The following is a 17,786-nucleotide window of genomic DNA, read 5'->3' as shown; positions in this document are numbered from 1 at the left end:
GTGGATCCCCTCACCGACGCCTGCGAGGTGAGCTGTCGGGTTCGGGCCGGTTGAGTTGCCCGGCCGCGCTGGGCGCCTTTCGGCGCGCCGCGCGACTTCACCCCAAGCCGGTCCAGCGTGAACTGCTGGGCCCGGCACTTACCTTGGGTCCCCCGCTCCTGCCTACGGCGCTTGACGCGACGACTGTTCCCGTACGGCCGCTGGCAGGATTCGGCGTTGCGGCAGCCGGGGCTCGTGGTGACGAGCGGTGTTGACCGTAGACACGGAATCCGGGGAATTTCAAAGACGATCAGGGCTTCTGAGACTCATCCCACACTTTCGCCAAACCGGACATTCAGCGCGAAGCATGACGTGAACTCCCGCCGGTTTTCGCCCTATTCGGCCCCGACTACGAGGGTCTGACCGGGCATGATGGCGCTCGGGTCGGAGCCGATGACCTTCTCGTTCACGGCGTACAGGTGGCGCCATCCGCCGTCGAGGCCAAGGGAGTCGGCGATGGAGGCGAGCGTGTCGCCCTCGCGGACGGTGTACGCCTTCTCGTCGGCGCTCGCGCCACGGTGCCGGCCGGTGCCGGTCTCGGCCTTGGCGTCGCCGCCCCTGTCGGCACCGAGGGCGCCGATGTCGACGAGGCTCGAAGAGCCGCCCTCCTGCCAGGAGTTGTCCGATTCGACCTCATTCGCCGGAACTGTGGGCGAGCTGTCGGGTGACTGTGAGGCGGCCGGGCCGGAGTCGGACGTGTCCGACTTGGCGGAGTTGTCCGCATCGGCGGAGGCGGAGGGCGAGGGAGAGGCGTCGCTGGAGCCGCCATCGGAGGTGTCGTCCGACGAGCCGGACTCCGCAGAGTTGGGCAACCCGGATGATTCCGAACCCGATCCGGACGTATCGGACTCCGAGCCGGATTCGGACGCCGAGGACGAACCGGTCCCGACGCCCGTGTCGACGTCGGCCGAGCTCGAGTCCTGGCTGAGCCCGTTGAGCAGCCCGCAGGCGCCCCAGACGCCGACGCCCTGGTCGGCGAGGACCTTCTCGGCGACGGATATCTGCTGGTTGCGGCTGGCCAGGTCGGCGCTCGGGGCGTAGTCGAGGCCGCCGTACTTCTCCCAGTTGTCCTGCGAGAGGCTGAGCCCGCCGTAGGAACCGTCACCGTTGTTCTGGCTCCAGGAGCCGTCGGTCTCGCACTTGGCGACCTTGTCCCAGGTGCCGCCGTCGGCCGCGCTCGCGCCGGTGGCGGCGAGCAGCGGGATCGCGATGGCGGAGCCGGTCACTCCGGCCGCGACGAGCAGTGCCGGAGCCTGGCGGGGGCGACGGTGACGACCGTTCCCGGTGAGCATGCGGGGACCTTTCGCGAGACAGCGGTGACCGGCGCGGCGGGTGAGGCTGGGCGCCACGCTGGTTGGTGAACGTATCGGCAGACGATCACTTGTCACAAGTTAATGCCGCGCAGATCACGTGAAGATCACAGAGATGAGGGGGAGTCACGTTCGGCTGGTTCCGGTCCAACTCCCGTAGTGACGTGGAGGGGTGGGACGAGTCGCTCGCGCCGCACCGGCGAGCTGACGCCTGTGGAGTTCAGGTGGTTCACGAGGACGGGCCAGAACCCCTTCTTGAACCAGGTGTTCTGCCGGTCTTTGGCGAGAGCCCACGGGCCGTAGCGGGCGGGGAGTTCATCCCACAGGCATCCGGTGCGGAGCCGATACAGAATCCCGTTCACCTGCGTCCGGACGTCCACCGCACCCCGCGCGAACTGACGACGACGCAAACTGGCCGCCATCAACTCCTCGACGGCGCCCCAGGAGTGTGCCGGCACTTCGGCGGGGACGGGTGTGCCGGTCCTCTCATGCCATTCCGTCACCTTGCACTTGACTCCGGATCGCCTTCTCACCTGCCCGAGGGGCTTCACCATGACGTCCAGAAGGCCGACCACTTCTCCGATCTCGGAGAGCGTCAGTGCCCGTAGCTCCTTGCTCACCATCGGGTCGAGATCCGGTCGTGCTTCTTCCTGTTCCGCGAGAACCGCCCTCGCCTGGGCCAGGAGATAGCTCACGGTCCGCACTTCTTCTGTGAGTTGGCGCACGACGGCGTCCTTCACCGCCTGGTCGAGACCGGGAACAGCGGCCAGTTCGGTCACTGCCCGTGCTGCGGCTTCTTCCTTCCGGTGGAGCGTCGTCTCGAACCGGGCCACACGTTCACGCTGCTTGTCGATGTCTCCTGGCAGGACCCTGCGGCTCGGCGCCGGGAGCGCACCGCGCCTGTCCATGTCCTCCAGGAGCGCCACGACCTCGCTCCACACGACTGCTTCAACCGCGTCAGCGGTCAGATAGGGGTCAGAACAGTGCGTCGTCCTTCCCTTGCCGTTGTTGCCGCCACCGCATCGGTAGTAGCGGGTGTCGTCGGACTTGCGGTAGGCCCCGACGTACCGGTACCCGCAGTCACCGAGGATCCGGCCGGACAACGGGTAGTCCACAGGCGCCGCATGGGAGGCATGCTCCGTCGTCCGCATTGCCGCGACGAGGGCTCCCGCTCTCTCTTCGGAGATGATGCGGGGGATCGAAATGGTCACTGTGTCTCCATGCAGAGGTACGCCCTCTTCGTCGAGTCTCGTGCCCTTCTTCCCGCTGCCGGCAGGGTTGCGGAAGACGACCTCTCCCTTGAGAAGAGCAGAACTCCTTAGCCGGCGATGAAGGTTGGAAGCCGTCCAGGGCCGACCGCTCCGAGTGAACTTCCCGAGCTTGTTGAGCTCCAGAGCCGCCTGAGAGACGTTCTTCTTCCCTTCCACGATCAGAGTCACCGCTGCGCGGACGACGTCCGCCTCACGGTCGTTCACGATCAACGTGGAACCGCGCTTGCCCGCCTGCTCGATGGTGTACCCCCAGGGTGGCGAACCGCCGGCCCAGCCGCCTTCAAGGGCCTTGCTCTGGCGGCCGCCCTGCGTCCGCTCGCGGATGAGGTTCCACTCTGCCTCCGCGCTGCGGGCATGGAACGGCAGCTGCTGCCGACCGAGCTCCGTGGTGGTGTCGATGTCCGGGGTGACGGAGACGAAGCTGACGCCGAGGTCTTCCATGGCCCAGATCCAGGCCCAGAATGCCCGACCGGTCCGGCCGATGCGATCAAGCGTGTCGACCACGACGACATCGATGAGGCCTTGGCGAGCGGCTTCCTCGAGCCGCAGCATGCCAGGGCGACGGACCGTCGCCCCCGACACGCCTTCATCCCTGAAGATCAGCTCGGGAGCGAGGCTCCATCCAGGCCTGTTGGCGACGTAGGCCCGGCCTGCACGCTCCTGGGCATCCAGCCCGTAGCCCCGCGCCTGCTCATGGGTCGAAACCCGCAGCATCAGAGCCGCTCGAACGAAACGCCCCGGCTCCGATCCGTTCTCGCCCCCGGACATGGGCATAGCGATAGCGTTGAACACGTCAGCCCCTTCACGGCTGGCAAAGGCCCCGGAGCTCTAGCCAGCTCCGGGGCCTCTTGCATTTGCCGGAAAGTTAGCGTTTGTCCTGACGTAGCACCTGCAAAAACCTGAACTCCGGCTAGTCGCCTATCCAACGAAACATACGCATGTTCGCGTCACCCGTGCCGATCACCGGGTCCCGTGCCACCCGGCTGCGGATACGGTCAGCTTGTGAACGTCTCGAACACCGGCCCCGAACTCTTCACCTGGGAGTTCGCTTCCGACCCCTACCCGGCCTACGCCTGGCTGCGCGAGCACGCCCCCGTTCACTGGACAAAACTCCCCAGTGGCGTCGAGGCCTGGCTGGTGACCCGTTACGCCGATGCGCGCCAAGCGCTCGCGGACCAGCGCCTGTCGAAGAATCCCGACCATCACGCCCAGGACGCCCAGGGCAAGAGCCGGACCGGGATCCCAGGTGAGCGCAGTGCCAACCTCATGACACATCTGCTCAACATCGACCCTCCGGACCACACCCGGCTGCGCCGCCTCGTCTCCAAGGCGTTCACCCCGCGCCGCGTGGCCGAATTCGAGCCCCGGGTTCAGGAGTTGACGGACGATCTCATCGACCGGTTCGCATCCCACGGACAGGCCGACCTCATCCACGACTTCGCCTTCCCCCTCCCCATCTACGCCATCTGCGATCTGCTCGGCGTCCCGCGCGAGGACCAGGACGACTTCCGGGACTGGGCGGGCATGATGATCCGCCACGGAGGGGGCCCGCGCGGAGGTGTCGCCCGCTCGGTCAAGAAGATCCGCAGCTATCTCGCCGACCTCATCCACCGCAAGCGGAGCGATCTCGGCGACGACCTGATCTCGGACCTCATCCGCGCCTCCGACCATGGTGAGCACCTGACGGAGAACGAAGCCGCCGCCATGTGTTTCGTGCTTTTGTTCGCCGGGTTCGAGACCACTATCAACCTGATCGGCAACGGCGCGTACGCGCTCCTGCGCCATCCCGCTCAGCGCGCCCGGCTCCAGCAGTCCCTCGATCGCAGCGAGACCAGGCTCCTCGACACCGCTGTAGAGGAACTGCTCCGTTACGACGGCCCGGTGGAACTGGCCACCTGGCGCTACGCCACCGAGCCCTTGACCATCGGCGGGCAGTCCATCGCTGTCGGCGACCCGGTACTGGTCGTGCTCGCCGCCGCGGACCGCGATCCGGAACGGTTCGCCGATCCGGACGTTCTCGACCTGTCTCGCGGTGACAATCAGCACCTCGGGTACGGCCACGGTATTCACTACTGCCTCGGTGCGCCCCTGGCCCGCCTCGAGGGCCGTACTGCCCTCGCGACCTTGCTCCGCCGTCTGCCGGACCTCGAACTGGCCGCCGACCCCGTGGATCTGCGCTGGCGGGGTGGCCTGATCATGCGAGGGCTCCGAGACCTTCCGGTGCGGTTCACCGCCGCCTGACGGGCCTCAGCCTTCCGTCTCTCTGATGGCGTCCCGATAAGCCCGCGCGGCGCTGCGCAACGCCGCCTCCGGGTCCACTCCCGCGGCCTCCGCCTGTACAGCCAGTGCCAGCAGTTCGTACCCGATGCCCTCGCCCGTCGGCAGCGGCACCTCCAGCCCCGCCGTCCGTACTCTCGACGCCAGTTTCGAGGCGAGGGCGAGGCCGGGCTGGCCGAGGGGGATGCCGTCCGTCACCGATTCGCGCTGCTTCTCTATGGCCTTGGTGCGCAGCCAGTGGGCCTTGACCTCCTCCGGGGTCGTCGCCGTCTCGTCGCCGAAGACGTGGGGGTGGCGGTGGATCAGTTTCGTGACGATGCCGCCTGCCACGTCGTCGATGGAGAAGGGGGCGTCGGGGTCCTCCTCGGCGATGCGGGCGTGGAAGACGACCTGGAGCAGGACGTCGCCGAGTTCCTCGCGGAGTTCGTCACGGTCGCCCTCCTCGATGGCCTCGACGAGTTCGTACGCCTCCTCGATGCCGTACTTGGCCAGGCCCTTGTGGGTCTGCTGCGAGGACCAGGGGCACTCGGCGCGGATGCGGTCCATGACCTGGACGAGGTCGAGGAGGCGGGCGCCGGGGAGGTCGTAGGAGGCGGGGAGGAGTTCCAGGTCGGGCATGGACACGCGGCCCGAGCCGGCGAGGCGGGCGAGGCCGTCGGTGAGGGCCGGTTCGCCCTCGCCGGTCGCCACGACGACCACGGTGTGACCGCCCGCGCAGGCGGCGACCAAGTCCTCCGCCGTCGGCGACGCCTCGTCCACCCGTATCCCGGCCTCGCGCAGGTAGGGCAGCTGCGGGTGGGCGCCGTCGGCGCACAGCACGCGGTCGGCGGCGTGCAGGGCCTGCCAGGCGGGCCAGGACAGCAGGCCGGGGGCGACGCGGTGGCTGGTGGTCAGCAGGACGATGCGGCCGGGAGCGGCGGGGGTGTCCGGTGTGGCTTCGGGGCTGGTGGTGTTCACGGTTCGAAGCTAACGCACGGCGCCGACCGCCCCGCGAGTTATCCACAGGGTGATCGGCGCTGCCGTACCGTTCCGCCGCGCTGCGCGGCCCGTGTCAGGCGGTCTGCCGGGTCCCCGATGCCGTGACCTCGCGTACCCACGGGGTCTTGGCGTCGACGCGGCTGCTCTTCTCGACGTCCCAGGTGCCGTAGCGGGGGTTGAGGTCGACGTCGAGTTCCTTGGAGGCCTTGGACAGGGCTGCCCAGAAGGCGGGCTGGCTGGTGTCGGTGCCGAGGGCGGTGGCGAGTTTCTGGGCCTCCAGCTGGAGGCGGAGGTTGTCGTCGAGGCGCTCGGGGGCGATGCCGTACTGCTGGAGCCAGGCCGTCTCCAGGCCCTTGGCGCCGCCGGCCTGCTGTTCGAGGCCGGCCCGCATGGTCTGGATCTCCTTGCGGGTGACGGTGATGCCCGCGTCCTCGGCGGCCCGGTGCAGGACGCGGTCGAGGACCATGCCGTGCAGGGTGTCGCGGGTGAGGGTGCCGGTCTTGGCGATGGCCTGCGCGTACTGCGCGTCGTCCGCGACCGCGGCGCGCTGGGCGTCGCGGACCTCGCTCACCCTGGTCTCCAGTTGCGCGACGGTGATCCGCTGGCCGCCGACGACGGCCGCGGCGCCGGGGTGCGCGTCGCTGCCGCAGGCGGTGAGCAGGGGTGCCGCGGCGATCGCGGCGGAGAGCAGGAGCGCGGTGCGACGACGACGGCGGTGCAAGGAGACCTCCCGAGGAGAGCTTGTGCGACGGTGCACAAAGTCTTGCGGTGATCGATGGTAGGCAGTGGGCAAGCTCTGGCCAACCCATTCGACCAACGATTCACCGGGACTTCGGGCACCGGCGCGCGCCCGGTCCGGCCGGAAGCCGCGCCTCAGCCGTGGGAGTCGTCCCGGGGGCCCGGCGGGAATTCGTTGCCGTCGCGGTCGGAGACCGTGGCGAAGAAGGAGGTGGCCCAGACGGTGAGGCAGTCCGGCTCGTGGACCGTCTCGAACGGATGGTCGGTCCACTCTCCGTACGAGGTGACGTGGACGGACTCGCCGGGGTTCAGCCAGTAGTCCTGGCCGAACGGCTCCAGCCAGAGCCGCAGCGGCGCGTCGCCGTCGTTCTGCACCAGCATCGGCACGGGGTTGCCGAGACGTCGGATCGACTCGAAGCCGAAGTCCCCGGCCTTGGGCATGTTGGCGACCAGCGGGGCCATGATCCGGTCGAGCCCGTTCCGGGAGGCCTGCGCCGCCCCTTCGCGGTCAGCCACGTACCTGTCCCAGCCACTCCAGCGTCCGGCGTATCTCCGTGACGAGGGGGTGGCCGGGGCCGTGGAGGTGTTCCACGTCGTGGGCGAGGCGGGCCAGGGTGTCGTGGGCGGCGGGGCGGTCGCCGAGGGCGAGGAGGAGGTGGCCGATGCGGCGGCGGATGTCGTGGGCCATGTCGGGGTCGCCCGCCACGTACTGGTTCTCGTAGTACGGGAGCAGCGCGCGGTACTCGGCCAGCGCGGCCGCCGGTTCGCCGAGTTGTTCGAGGCACTGGGCGGCGTCGTGGCGGAAGCGGAGGGACTGGGGGTCGGCGTGGCCGGCCTCGGCGGCGCGTTCGTCGGCGAGGCGGCGCAGTTCGGGCAGCGCGCGCCGGTACTGGCCGTCGTCCATGAGCGTGGCGGCGTACTGCTTGCGCAGGGTGCGGACGACCGGGGAGTGCTCGCCGTGCTGTTCGGCCGCCGCGGGCAGGATCGCGCCGAGGATGTCGACGGCCTGGGTGATGCGGCCCTCGCCGAGGAGGCGCTTGACCTCGTCGACGGCGCGCGCGACGTCGGGTTTCTCGGCGGGGGGCGTGAGCGGCATGGCGGGCGCCGGCTGGGGTGCGGGGGTGCGGGCGCGGTCCGGCCAGGGGGCGTGCGGGCGCAGGAAGGGGCGCGTGGGGTCGAGGGGCGCCCCTGTGGGCATCCCGCGCGCGGGCAGGAGCACCGCCAGGTGCTCGTAGACCTCCTGCGCGCTGGCGGGGCGGTGCTGCGGGTCCTTGGCGAGCAGGCGCAGGACGAGCGTCTCGAGCGCCTCGGGGACTTCGGGGCGCAGGCGGCGCACGGGGAGCGGGGGCTCGTAGAGGTGGCGGTGCAGGACGCCGAGCGCCGTGGAGCCGGCGAACGGGACGTCGCCGCTGAGGAGTTCGTGGAGCAGTACGCCGAGTGCGTAGAGGTCGGTGTACGGGCCGACGGCGCCGCCCATGGCCTGCTCGGGCGCCATGTAGGCGGGCGAGCCGATGGGGGTGCCGGTGTGGGTGAGGCGGGTGGTGTCGGCGTCCATGACGGACGCGACGCCGAGGTCGAGGACGGTGACGGTGCCGTCCTGCTTCACCATCACGTTGCGCGGCTTGAGGTCGCGGTGGACGATCGGCACGGCGTGCACGGCGCTCAGCACGGCGCACAGTTGCGCGGCGACCGCGACGGCCCACTGCCAGGGGTACGGGTCGTGCTCGGCGAGGTGGTCGGAGAGGTCCGCGCCGTCGACGTACTGCATGACGAGGAACAGCTCCTCGCCCTCGCTGCCCGCGTCGTGCACGGTGACGAGCCCGGGGTGGTCGACCTGCGCGGTGACCCGGCACTCGCGCACGAACCGGCGGCGCAGCTCGTCCGCCTCCTGCCCGGCGACCTTGTCGGGGCGCAGCAGTTTCACCGCCACGCGCCGGTCGAGCCGTTGGTCGTACGCCGTCCAGACCTGTCCCATGCCGCCCTGCCCGATGAGCGTGGACAGTTCGTAGCGGCCTGCGACGACACGTCCTGTCGCCACGGTCACCTGCCGCCCTCGTGGTTGCCGCCGGGCTGCCCGTCCTGCCGGCGCAGGTAGTCACTGAGCTCGTCGAGCTCGGCGCGCACCTGGTCGATGCGGGCGGGCGCGGGGCGCTGGGGCGCAGGTGGGGGCGTGTGGGGCGCGGGGGGTTGCGGCATGGGGGTCTGCGGGTGCGGCTGCGGCTGTGGCTGCGGGATCGGGGACGGTGCCTGGGGCACGGTCGTGGCGGTGTACGGCGACTGCGGGAGCGGCGGCTGGGGGTGCGGCTGCGGATAGCCGTACGCCGGGGCGGGCGCCGGTGCCGGGGCGGGCTGCGGGGCGTACCCGCCGTAGCGGAGCTGGTGGAAGTGGCGTACGTCCGCGGAGAGGTAGTACGCGATCGCCGCCACCAGCGTGCCGAACAGCAGGGCCATGCCGGTCCAGCCGCCGGCGGTGTGGATCTCGTCGCCCGGTTCGACGCCGATCAGCACGAGCCCGAGGGTGACCGCGACGAGCGAGGCGACGAACAGGCCCCAGTCGAGCGCCCTGCGGGTCACGAGCGCCAGGCGCAGCAGCATCGCCCAGGAGAACAGGCCGATGGTGAAGATCCCGAGCACCACGAACAGCACACGCAGGACGACCAGCCATGCCGGGTGGGGCGGCTGCTTCACCGGCTGCGGGTAGCCGTGGCCATGCATGACAGCTCCTGGTGCCTCGGGTGGGCGTACGAGGGCGGCCGTCGCCCGGCAACCCCGTTCCTGCGATTGTCGCTTCGCGCGTACAGGCGAGCGTATAGGCCGACACGGACAAGCGGTCCCGGGTTGTACCGAACCGTTGTCGCACTGATCACTTCTCGCGCCCGCGCAGGTCGGCGGAGTGGCGGCTTCCGCGGCGGGCGTACGCGCGTGGGGGTCAGTCGGGGGCGACCGTGCCGTCCGTGAGGCCGTCGTACATCCCGCGCACGAGCTGCTCTCCGAGCCGGCCCGCGCGCCTGAGCGCCCGCTCGAACTCGTCGAGTGCGCGGAAGCGCGCGCCGTAGCGCCGTTGTTCGTCGAGCGGGAGCCGGGGCAGTTGGAGGCGGCGCACGTCGAGGCGGGTGGCGGTGGAGGCGTAGCTGCTGGCCTGGCGGTTGTTGGCGGTGCCGCGCAGGAAGCCGGCGAGGAACCACGGGTCGAGCGCCGTGCGCTCGGGGCGCAGGAGCACGAGGTTGCGCCCCAGGGCGGCGCCCCCCGTCGCGTCGTCGATCACGCGCGCCATCGAGCCGCCGCCGAGCACCGGCACGACGACGTCGCCGGGCTCGACCAGTACGGCTTCCTCGTCGCTCTCGGGGAGCGTGCCGGAGGGTGCTGTTCCGGCGAGGACGTCGTGGTCGGTGAGGACGGGCACGCGCGCGTGGCCGCCGTTTCCGCCGGTGCGCATCACCAGGGCGCCCCCGCGCGCGAGTTCACCGATGGTGGTGAGCGGCCAGCGGGTGGGGTGCGTGGCGTCGGCGGGCGCCGGGGTGAGGTCGGTGGTCAGGCGCAGGGTCTCGCCGAGGCGCTCGCGCACGGCCGTGAGCTGCTCGGCGCCGTCGGCCGCGGTCGGCGGCGGGAGGTGGCGGGCCGGGGCGAGGTCCACGTCGTCGTCGAGGAGGTCGATGACCGGCAGGGAGCGGGCGAGGCCGGGCCGTTCGCCGAGGGTGCCCGCGCGGTCGAAGGCGCGCCAGGCGTCGAGCACGGCCTCGCTGACGTCCCGCCAGTCGGGCCCGCCGCGTCCGTCGGCGGCGAACTGCCCGGTGTCGGCGAGCAGCACCTCGGGCTGCGCCGGCGCCTTCTCGGGCCGGCGCAGCACCCACAGATGGAGCGGGATGTTGTAGGGCGGTGCCGCGCCGACCGGCAGGGCGACGACGGCCCGCAGCGCGCCGCGGCGCAGCAGGTCGGCGCGGATACGGCGGCCGGAGCGGCGGGAGGCGGCGGCGGGCGGCATGAGGAGGACGGCGGTGCCGCCGTCCTTGAGGCGGGCGAGCGCGTGCTGGACCCAGGCCAGCTCGGACTCGGTGCGGGCCGGGAAGCCGTACTCCCAGCGGGGGTCGTAGGCGAGTTCGTCGTGGCCCCAGTTGCGCTCGTTGAAGGGCGGGTGGCACAGGACGGCGTCGGCGTGCAGCTGGGGGTGGGCGTCGGCGCGCAGGGTGTCGCCGGTGGCGCCGCGGACGGCGGCGCGGGTGTGCAGGGCGAGCCGGAGCGCGGTGAGGGCGGCGAGTTCGGGGGCGCTGTCCTGGGCGTAGAGCTCCTGGTCGGGGCGGGTGGTGACGGCGCGCAGGAGGGCGCCGGTGCCGCAGGCGGGGTCGAGGACGGTGCGGGCGGGGCCGGCCAGGTCGGCCATGAGGCCGGCGAGGTCGGCGGGGGTGAGCGTGTACTGGCGCGGGTTGGCGTCGAGGTGCCGGCCGAGCAGGAACTCGAAGGTCTGCCGGGCGCCCAGCTCGGCGGCGAGTTCGGCGGCGCCGCGCAGGAGGGGGGCGGAGGGCAGGAGGTCGGGGCCGGTGGGGAGGTGAACGGCCGGGTGGGTGTTCACAGCGGCGTCGGTGGCGGAGGTGTTCACACGGTCGGCGTGGGTGCCGGTGGTGTTCGCCGGGGTGTTCACAGGGTCGGCGTTCGCGTGAGCGGTGTTCACAGCGCGGGGTGTGTTGCCGGGGCGCGGCGAGTTCACAGCGCGCCGTGAGTTCACAGCCGTCACCGGGCCGAAGCGCGGCGTCAGCACCTCCTCCAGCGCACCGGGGAGCATCGCCGCGAGGCGCTCGTCGGAACCGGCGCTCACGTCCAGCCAGACGGTGGGCCGGTCGTGGATGAGCAGCAGCACGCACCCGGCGTGGGTGAGCGCGGCGACCGGGCCCTCGGGGTGGCCGACGAGCTGCTGCCAGACGCGTTCGCGCAAGGGGACCTCGGCGAGTTTCCCCTGCTTGCGCAGCCAGGACTCGACCTCGGCGAGGGCGAAGGACGGGCTGGTCTCGGTGCCGCCGACCGGCTTGGGGAAGTCGGCGTGGCGGCGGCGCCAGTTGCTGACGGCGGCGCGGCCGACCCCGGCGAGCCGGGCGATCCCGGCGGCGGTCACCTCTGTGGCGTTGTCCTGCACCGGCCCGCTCCCTCGTCGTCCCTGCACGCATGTCCCTGTGCACATCCCCGTACACGTCCGCTTCGCGTGTGACGCCGAGCATAGCGGCGTACGCAAGATCTACCCATTCACGGCCGTGTACGCGAGACATTGCGTGAACCGTGTTGACTCGGTTCACAGCCTCTGTTCTTATTGACCCAGCGAACGAGCGACAGCCGATCAGCGGCTGTCACCGTGTCGGGAGGGGACACAGTCATGGGCATGAAGGGCAAGATCGCGCTGGGGGCCGTCGTGGGGATCGTCGTCATCGGCGCCGTGTCGGCGAACTCCGGTGACGACTCCGACGGGGGTTCCGAGAGCAGCGGCAAGGGCTCTTCGTCGTCCGCTCAGGCGAAGCCGGGGGGCGGCGAGGAGAAGGACTCCGCCGAGGCCGCCGAGGAGAAGAAGGTCGCCTTCGAGGGGGACGGTCAGTTCCAGGTCGGCTCGGACGTCAAGCCCGGCACCTACCGCACCTCCGGCAACGACGACGGCATGTGCTACTGGGAGCGCGCCAAGGACGCCTCGGGCGAGATGGACTCGCTGCTCGCCAACGACAATGTCACCGGCACCAGTTACGTCACCATCAAGGCCGGCGACAAGATCTTCAAGTCGAGCGACTGCAACGACTGGGAGGCCGTCGACACCAAGGCGAAGGGTTCGCCCGCTTCCAAGATGGCCGGCGACGGTGGCATGTTCAGAGTCGGCGCGGACATCGCGCCCGGAACGTACAAGTCCACCGGCAACGAGGACGACATGTGCTACTGGGAGCGCGCCAAGGACGCCGAGCACGGCCTCGACTCGATCATCGCGAACGACAACGTCTCCGGCAGCGCCGTCGTCACCATCAGCGCCAAGGACACCTACTTCAAGACGTCCGGCTGCACGGACTGGAAGAAGACCGGCTGACACCGGCCCCCGTACGGCGAGACCCACCCGGCTCCGCTGACGAACCGCGGCACGTCTCGCCGTACCCGCTCATCCCACCGCCTCACCATCGGGGAATTCCCATGCGTCACACCGCACTTGCCACCCTCTGCCTCGCCGCCGCGGCCACGATCGGTCTCACCGGCTGCCAGTCCGGGCAGGACAAGGCCGACAGCAAGCCGGACAAGGCCGGCTCCAGCGCGGCGAGTTCGACCTCGCCGAGCAAGAGCGGGAGCGAGGCGAAGGAACCCTTCGCCGGACTCACCGGCGCCGAGATCGCCGACAAGGCCGTCGAGGCCACGACCGGTGCCTCGTCGCTGCGGATGAAGGGGGACGTCCCCGACGAGGAGTCGGGCAGCACCATCACGATCGACATGGCCCTGAACAAGCAGGGCGAGTGCGTCGGCACGATGAGCATGGGCGGCCAGGGCAAGGCCGACCTGATCAAGGTCGGCGACACCGTCTACATGAAGTACGACGAGAAGTTCCTGCGCGAGCAGAGCAAGGGCGAGAAGAAGTCGGACGTGGACGCGGCCGTGGCGCTGCTCGCCGGGAAGTGGACCAAGATGTCCGCGAAGGGCGAGGACGCCAAGGACATCGCGAGCTTCTGCGACCTCGACACGGTGCTCGGCGACGCCGACGACGCCGAGACGGACGCCTCGCGCGGCAAGACGACCACGGTCGACGGCACGCCGGCGATCGTGCTGAACGAGCGGGACGGCAAGGAGCGTTACACGCTCTACGTCGCCACCGAGGGCAAGCCGTACCTGCTGCGCGTGGACAGCGTCTCCGCGAAGGACCCGGGCACGCTCACCTTCAGCGACTACGACAAGAAGGTCCCGGCACAGAAGCCCAGCGGCGAGATCCTGGACCTGGACGCACTGGGCGGCTGAGCCCCCGGCCCTCTAGAGCGGGTGCCGCATCCACACGTTGGGTTCCACGTACACCGCGTATCCCCGCTCCGGCTCACAGCGCACCGGCACCAGCGCCCCGGGCACCTCGATGTCGCCCGGGGTGTCGAAGGGCAGCCCGGTCCAGCGGCGCCACTGCTCCAGTGAGCCGACCACCGTCATGGACGCCGGCGCCACCGCCTCGATGGTGGCGCCGGCTCTGGCGTGCACGCGCAGCCACGGGTCGTGCGGGAGCCCGTCGGGGCGTACGCGACGGGCGTACTCCTCGATGGGGGTGTGCGGTTCGAGGTGCTTGGCGCTGGGGCGGACCGGGGCGACGACCTCGCCGAAGCCGTGGGCGCGGGCGTTGTCGCGCATCGCCGAGAGCATGCGGCCGGACAGGCCCTTGCCCTGGAGGTCGGGCCGGACGTTGATGGCGATCGCGCTGACCGTGTCGGGCCGTGTCCCGCGGCGCAGGTCGGCGAAGGCCCACAGGAGGACTTCGTCCCAGCCCCGGGCGGGCAGTTCGCCCCGCCCCTCGGCGGCGAGGGCGAAGGGCACGCTGAACCCGGTGGCGACGACCTCGCCCCGCTCGTCCTCGGCGAACAGCACATACGCCGGGAACTCCCTGGCGATCCGGCCGTAGTGGTAGTCCCCCACCAGGTCCCGGGTGACGAACTCCGGCCAGCTGTCGGCCATCCCGACCGCCCGCTCGAGGTCGTCAGGACGCTCGGCGAGACTCGACACCTTCAGCTCCATGCGGCCACCGTAGGCAGGCGGCGGTCGGGGCGAGAACCAGTTTTCAGGACGCTCGGCGGGGTCAGCCGCCGCACTGGCGCAGCATCATCTCCTTGTCGGCCTTCGTCACGGGCAGTTCGTACTTCAGCGAGACCTGCGCGAACCGTACGACGTACGAGCAGCGGATCGTCTTGTTCGGCGGCAGCCAGGACGCGGGCCCGGAGTCGCCCTTGGAGCTGTTGGACGGGCCGTCGACCGGGATGAGGTTGAGCGGGTCGTTGGCGATGTCCTCCCGCTTTCCCTTGTCCCAGCGCGCCGCGCCCATCTGCCAGTCGTACGACAACGGCATGACGTGGTCTATCTGCACCGTCGTGGCACGGGCCTTGACCCAGTCGATCTCCTTGCCGGTGTAGGGGTCGGCCAGGGTCATGGAGACGACGACACAGTCCGAGCCGGAGCGGAAGCGGACGTCGTCCCCGTCGCGCTTGAGGAGGTCGTTGCGGGTGTCGCAGCCGTTGTGCGAGAAGGGAATGCCGCCGGGGGCGGAGTCCATCCAGGCGTAGCCGAACTCGTCGCGGTCGTACCCCGTCTTGGGGCCGCGGCCCTTGGTCGCCACCTTCGCGATGAGGTCCCGGGCCTCCGTCCGGTCGGCGTCGGAGGTGATGGGCGCGAGGCCCGGTTTCGTGCCGTCCGGGTTGTCCAGCGGGCTCACGGCACGGCCTGAACCCACGGCCGGGGCGGAGCCTGAGGGCTCACTGTCCGCGGGCAGGTCGACGCCCTCGCATCCGGTGAGCAGTACGACCATGCCGAGCATCGCGGCGGCGCCCGCCGCCCCACCCCTCAGACGCGTCACGGTGCGTCCCTCCCCTTGTCCTGTTCGTCTCCACCCCGCACAGGCAGCTGCTGCCTGTACTCACCGTAGCGGGCGAGAGGTCCAGACCATATGGGGCCTCAAGGAGCATTCCTCGCATCTCGGGCGTATCGTCGAATCGAGTCACCTCCGGAAGGAGCTCTGGATGGGCATCTTCGACAGGTTCAAGAGCAACCGCCAGATGCAGGACAAGGCCAAGGACATGTCCGACATGGCGGAGAGAAAGGCCAACGAGAAGACGGGCAACAAGTACGAGAGCCAAGTCGACGACGCGCAGCAGAAGATCGAAGGCACGATGGGCATGGACCGAGACAGGCCCGAGCAGCCGTAAGGCCGGAGGCCCACGGAGGAACACGAGACCGTGGAGGCCGTCCGCGGAGACCAGCTCTCCCGCGGGCGGCTTCTCCCGTCCCGCACCCCGGGAGCGCCGGGCCGGCGTGTCGGCTACGGCTCCATCAGCAGCACCACACGGTCGGTCCCGGCGTCGTACCCCAGGATCGGATGGCCGTAAGCGCCCTCCGGGTCCATGAAGACCGGCTTGCCGAGCCGTCTGCCGAGCGTCCGCAGAAACCCGCAGAACAGGTCGAGGCGTTCCTGCCCCTGCAACTCCCGCAGGTCGACGTCGAAGTCGATCTCCTCGTCGCCGAGGAAGCGGAAGATCGCCAGGATTCCGTCGGCCGGCCAGACCCGCAGCTGGGGGCACTCCGCGTCGCGCGGCCGGGCCAGCACGGCTGCCGCCCGGGGCAGCGGGAGCTCGGTGTCGCCCTCCATGTACTCATGGCTCCAGCCGCGTTCCACGACGAGGTCCAGCAGCAACTGCCAGTCCCGAGCCGAGGTGTCCGGCACCCGCAGGTCGGGCAACGAGCCCATCTCCTCCGGGTCGAAGAGCTCTTTGACGGTGTCCCACGACAGATCGCTCACCGCACCCCCTCATCTCGCGGGACCTCACACCTTCCCGATCCCCAGCGTCGTCTCCGATGGCAGCAGACCCGAGGACAGCACCGCCACCCAATAGTCACCGAGCAGTTCGACGAGCCGGTCGATCTCGGTCGGCGCGAGGGACTGCCAAGGGGCGACGGCGAGTTGGTCGGTGTGCTCCTCGACGCGGCGGCGCAGGGCGCGGCCCGCTTCCGTGGCCGTACCGTCGGCGTCGACCAGGCCGCGCGCGGCCAGGCGTTCGCGGGCGGCCGTCCATTCCGCCTCGCTCCAGCCGCGGCTCTCGAAGCGCTCGACGGACGCGGCGCCTATCGCCGCGAAGGAGACGAGCGACTCGGTCGGGTCGAGGCCGGCGACGAGCAGGGCGGCGAGATGGCCGTCGCCGCGGTGCTCGCGCAGGATCGTCGCCGCCTGCCACAGCTGGAGGTGCGGGGCGTCGGGCCACTCCAGCGCGGCGTTGGCCGCGGCCAGCGGGCGGCCCGCGGTGTTCGCCGCCTCGGCCGCGCGCCGGGCGAGGGCGGCGGCCTCCGCCAGCTCGGGGCTGTCGACGCGGTCGCCGAATATCGCGCGGTACGCCCGGTCGATCCCCCGCAGTCGCGCCGCCAGCACCGCCTCTGGAGACGCGATGCTCCACGCGGCGTCGACATGCTCGGCGACCATGCGCGGGCTGAAGCTGTAGAAGGCGGACGTCACGCGCCCGGCGTCCACCGCCCCCAACGGCGCCGCACGGAAGGGGAAGTAGCTCGGCCAGCGCTCCTTCGTGTCGTAGCCGAGCGCCGCCGCTTCCTCGAAGACCTCCGGCGCGTAGTACAGAACCGCATGCAGGGGCTCCAGCAGGTGCCAGAGCTGACGCACCCGGGCCGGCTCCACGCCGCCGACGACACCGGTCCCACCCTCGTGCTGTGACATGCCACGCCTCCCCGTCGTATCGAAGCCGGTGGGAGCCGCTCGGCCACCCACCGCACAACTTGACACTGACAAGATTGCCTCGCCCGCCCGAACTTGTCAATGCCTAGATTGCGCGTACGCTGCTGTTCATGGCACCTGCGGACATCGACAGCACCGAGCCGGCCTCGCGCCGCCCCTATCACCACGGCGACCTGCGCCGCGCGATCCTCACCGCCGCGCTCGACGTCATCGCCGCCGACGGGCCCGCCGCGCTGAGCCTGCGCGACCTCGCCCGCCGGGCCGGGGTCTCGCACGCGGCCCCCGCGCACCACTTCAAGGACCGCACCGGTCTGCTGACATCGATCGCCGCCGAGGGCTTCGGGCTACTGGCGACCACGCTCCGGGAGGCCTCGGACCTGAAGGAGGCGGGCGTGCGCTACGTGCGCTTCGCACGCGAGCATCCCGCCCACTTCCAGGTGATGTTCGCGCCCGGGCTGCTGCGCGCCGACGACCTCGAACTGACCACGGCCCGCGCCCTCGCCGGCGACGCCCTGCGCGAGTCCGTGTCCGCCGTGGACCCCGGCGACATCGATCCCCGCCTGGCGGGCGTCGCCGCCTGGTCCCTCGCCCACGGTTTCGCGACGCTCCTGCTCGGCCACAACCTGGACGGCCCGGTGGGCGACAAGGACCCCGAGGAGGTGTTCCGGACGCTCGCGGCAACGCTGTTCCGCTGACCAGGCATCACGGGACCAGACCCGGCACGGCACGGCACCGGCACCGGCA

At 70.8% G+C, this 17,786-nt stretch carries 17 protein-coding genes and 1 riboswitch; of the genes, 5 read left to right on the top strand and 12 right to left on the bottom strand.

Annotation, left to right across the window (positions count from 1 at the left end; genetic code table 11):
• Window positions 1–2: 2 nt before the first annotated feature.
• Window positions 3–180, bottom strand: a riboswitch (cyclic di-AMP (ydaO/yuaA leader).
• A 194-nt stretch (window positions 181–374) separates the two neighbouring features.
• Together IQ210_RS23870 and IQ210_RS48500 are read right to left on the bottom strand one after the other, a co-directional pair.
• A complete protein-coding gene (locus IQ210_RS23870; RefSeq protein ID WP_194081124.1) occupies window positions 375–1,331 on the bottom strand; it encodes a LysM peptidoglycan-binding domain-containing protein in 957 nt (318 codons plus the stop codon).
• Between the two features lie 125 nt (window positions 1,332–1,456).
• A complete protein-coding gene (locus IQ210_RS48500) occupies window positions 1,457–3,412 on the bottom strand; it encodes a recombinase family protein (protein ID WP_194081123.1) in 1,956 nt (651 codons plus the stop codon).
• A gap of 210 nt (window positions 3,413–3,622) precedes the next feature.
• Between IQ210_RS48500 and IQ210_RS23860 the strand changes: the two genes are divergently transcribed.
• On the top strand, window positions 3,623–4,861 hold the full coding sequence (locus IQ210_RS23860) for a cytochrome P450 family protein (RefSeq protein ID WP_194081122.1): 1,239 nt from the start codon (window positions 3,623–3,625) through the stop codon (window positions 4,859–4,861).
• Window positions 4,862–4,867: 6 nt separating this feature from the next.
• On the opposite strand, the gene IQ210_RS23855 is transcribed toward IQ210_RS23860, so the two are convergent.
• The 6 genes from IQ210_RS23855 to IQ210_RS23830 all read right to left on the bottom strand — a co-directional run bounded on the left by IQ210_RS23855 (window position 4,868) and on the right by IQ210_RS23830 (window position 11,738).
• On the bottom strand, window positions 4,868–5,854 hold the full coding sequence (locus IQ210_RS23855) for a nucleoside triphosphate pyrophosphohydrolase (protein WP_194081121.1): 987 nt from the start codon (window positions 5,852–5,854) through the stop codon (window positions 4,868–4,870).
• 94 nt (window positions 5,855–5,948) lie between these two features.
• Window positions 5,949–6,596 (bottom strand): SurA N-terminal domain-containing protein, encoded by a 648-nt coding sequence (locus IQ210_RS23850; RefSeq protein ID WP_194081120.1) that lies wholly within the window; start codon window positions 6,594–6,596, stop codon window positions 5,949–5,951.
• A gap of 152 nt (window positions 6,597–6,748) precedes the next feature.
• Window positions 6,749–7,129 carry a hypothetical protein gene (locus IQ210_RS23845; protein WP_194081119.1) on the bottom strand — a complete coding sequence of 127 codons (381 nt, stop codon included), beginning with the start codon at window positions 7,127–7,129 and terminating at the stop codon, window positions 6,749–6,751.
• Window positions 7,122–8,615, bottom strand: a complete 1,494-nt coding sequence (locus tag IQ210_RS23840) for a serine/threonine-protein kinase (RefSeq protein ID WP_228048278.1) — start codon at window positions 8,613–8,615, stop codon at window positions 7,122–7,124. The genes IQ210_RS23845 and IQ210_RS23840 overlap by 8 nt, the downstream gene beginning before the upstream one ends.
• A 38-nt stretch (window positions 8,616–8,653) precedes the next feature.
• The gene (locus IQ210_RS23835; RefSeq protein WP_194081117.1) at window positions 8,654–9,328 is read right to left on the bottom strand and encodes a hypothetical protein; all 675 of its coding nucleotides are present in this window, start codon (window positions 9,326–9,328) and stop codon (window positions 8,654–8,656) included.
• 214 nt (window positions 9,329–9,542) lie between these two features.
• Window positions 9,543–11,738, bottom strand: a complete 2,196-nt coding sequence (locus IQ210_RS23830; RefSeq protein ID WP_194081116.1) for an N-6 DNA methylase — start codon at window positions 11,736–11,738, stop codon at window positions 9,543–9,545.
• A gap of 234 nt (window positions 11,739–11,972) precedes the next feature.
• On the opposite strand from IQ210_RS23830, the gene IQ210_RS23825 reads away from it, so the two are divergent.
• Both IQ210_RS23825 and IQ210_RS23820 read left to right on the top strand, forming a co-directional pair.
• Window positions 11,973–12,662, top strand: coding sequence for a hypothetical protein (locus tag IQ210_RS23825; RefSeq protein ID WP_194081115.1), 690 nt, complete (start codon window positions 11,973–11,975; stop codon window positions 12,660–12,662).
• Window positions 12,663–12,763: 101 nt separating this feature from the next.
• Window positions 12,764–13,573 (top strand): LolA-like protein, encoded by an 810-nt coding sequence (locus IQ210_RS23820; protein ID WP_194081114.1) that lies wholly within the window; start codon window positions 12,764–12,766, stop codon window positions 13,571–13,573.
• A 12-nt stretch (window positions 13,574–13,585) separates the two neighbouring features.
• Here IQ210_RS23820 and IQ210_RS23815 read toward each other — a convergent pair whose 3' ends face one another.
• On the bottom strand, window positions 13,586–14,329 hold the full coding sequence (locus tag IQ210_RS23815) for an N-acetyltransferase (RefSeq protein ID WP_194081113.1): 744 nt from the start codon (window positions 14,327–14,329) through the stop codon (window positions 13,586–13,588).
• A gap of 61 nt (window positions 14,330–14,390) precedes the next feature.
• The gene (locus tag IQ210_RS23810) at window positions 14,391–15,122 is read right to left on the bottom strand and encodes an HNH endonuclease family protein (RefSeq protein WP_194081229.1); all 732 of its coding nucleotides are present in this window, start codon (window positions 15,120–15,122) and stop codon (window positions 14,391–14,393) included.
• Between the two features lie 202 nt (window positions 15,123–15,324).
• On the opposite strand from IQ210_RS23810, the gene IQ210_RS23805 reads away from it, so the two are divergent.
• Window positions 15,325–15,510, top strand: a complete 186-nt coding sequence (locus tag IQ210_RS23805; RefSeq protein WP_194081112.1) for an antitoxin — start codon at window positions 15,325–15,327, stop codon at window positions 15,508–15,510.
• Between the two features lie 113 nt (window positions 15,511–15,623).
• On the opposite strand, the gene IQ210_RS23800 is transcribed toward IQ210_RS23805, so the two are convergent.
• Complete coding sequence (locus tag IQ210_RS23800; RefSeq protein WP_194081111.1) at window positions 15,624–16,100, bottom strand: hypothetical protein; 477 nt, start codon at window positions 16,098–16,100, stop codon at window positions 15,624–15,626.
• A 24-nt stretch (window positions 16,101–16,124) separates the two neighbouring features.
• Complete coding sequence (locus IQ210_RS23795) at window positions 16,125–17,024, bottom strand: SCO6745 family protein (RefSeq protein WP_194081110.1); 900 nt, start codon at window positions 17,022–17,024, stop codon at window positions 16,125–16,127.
• 128 nt (window positions 17,025–17,152) lie between these two features.
• On the opposite strand from IQ210_RS23795, the gene IQ210_RS23790 reads away from it, so the two are divergent.
• Window positions 17,153–17,737: a TetR/AcrR family transcriptional regulator gene (locus IQ210_RS23790; protein ID WP_194081109.1), complete on the top strand. Its 585-nt coding sequence runs from the start codon at window positions 17,153–17,155 to the stop codon at window positions 17,735–17,737.
• Window positions 17,738–17,786: the final 49 nt, after the last annotated feature.

Origin of the sequence: Streptomyces justiciae (genome assembly GCF_015163075.1) — a bacterium.
GTDB lineage: Bacteria > Actinomycetota > Actinomycetes > Streptomycetales > Streptomycetaceae > Streptomyces > Streptomyces justiciae.
This window is presented reverse-complemented; position numbering and strand designations above follow the sequence as displayed.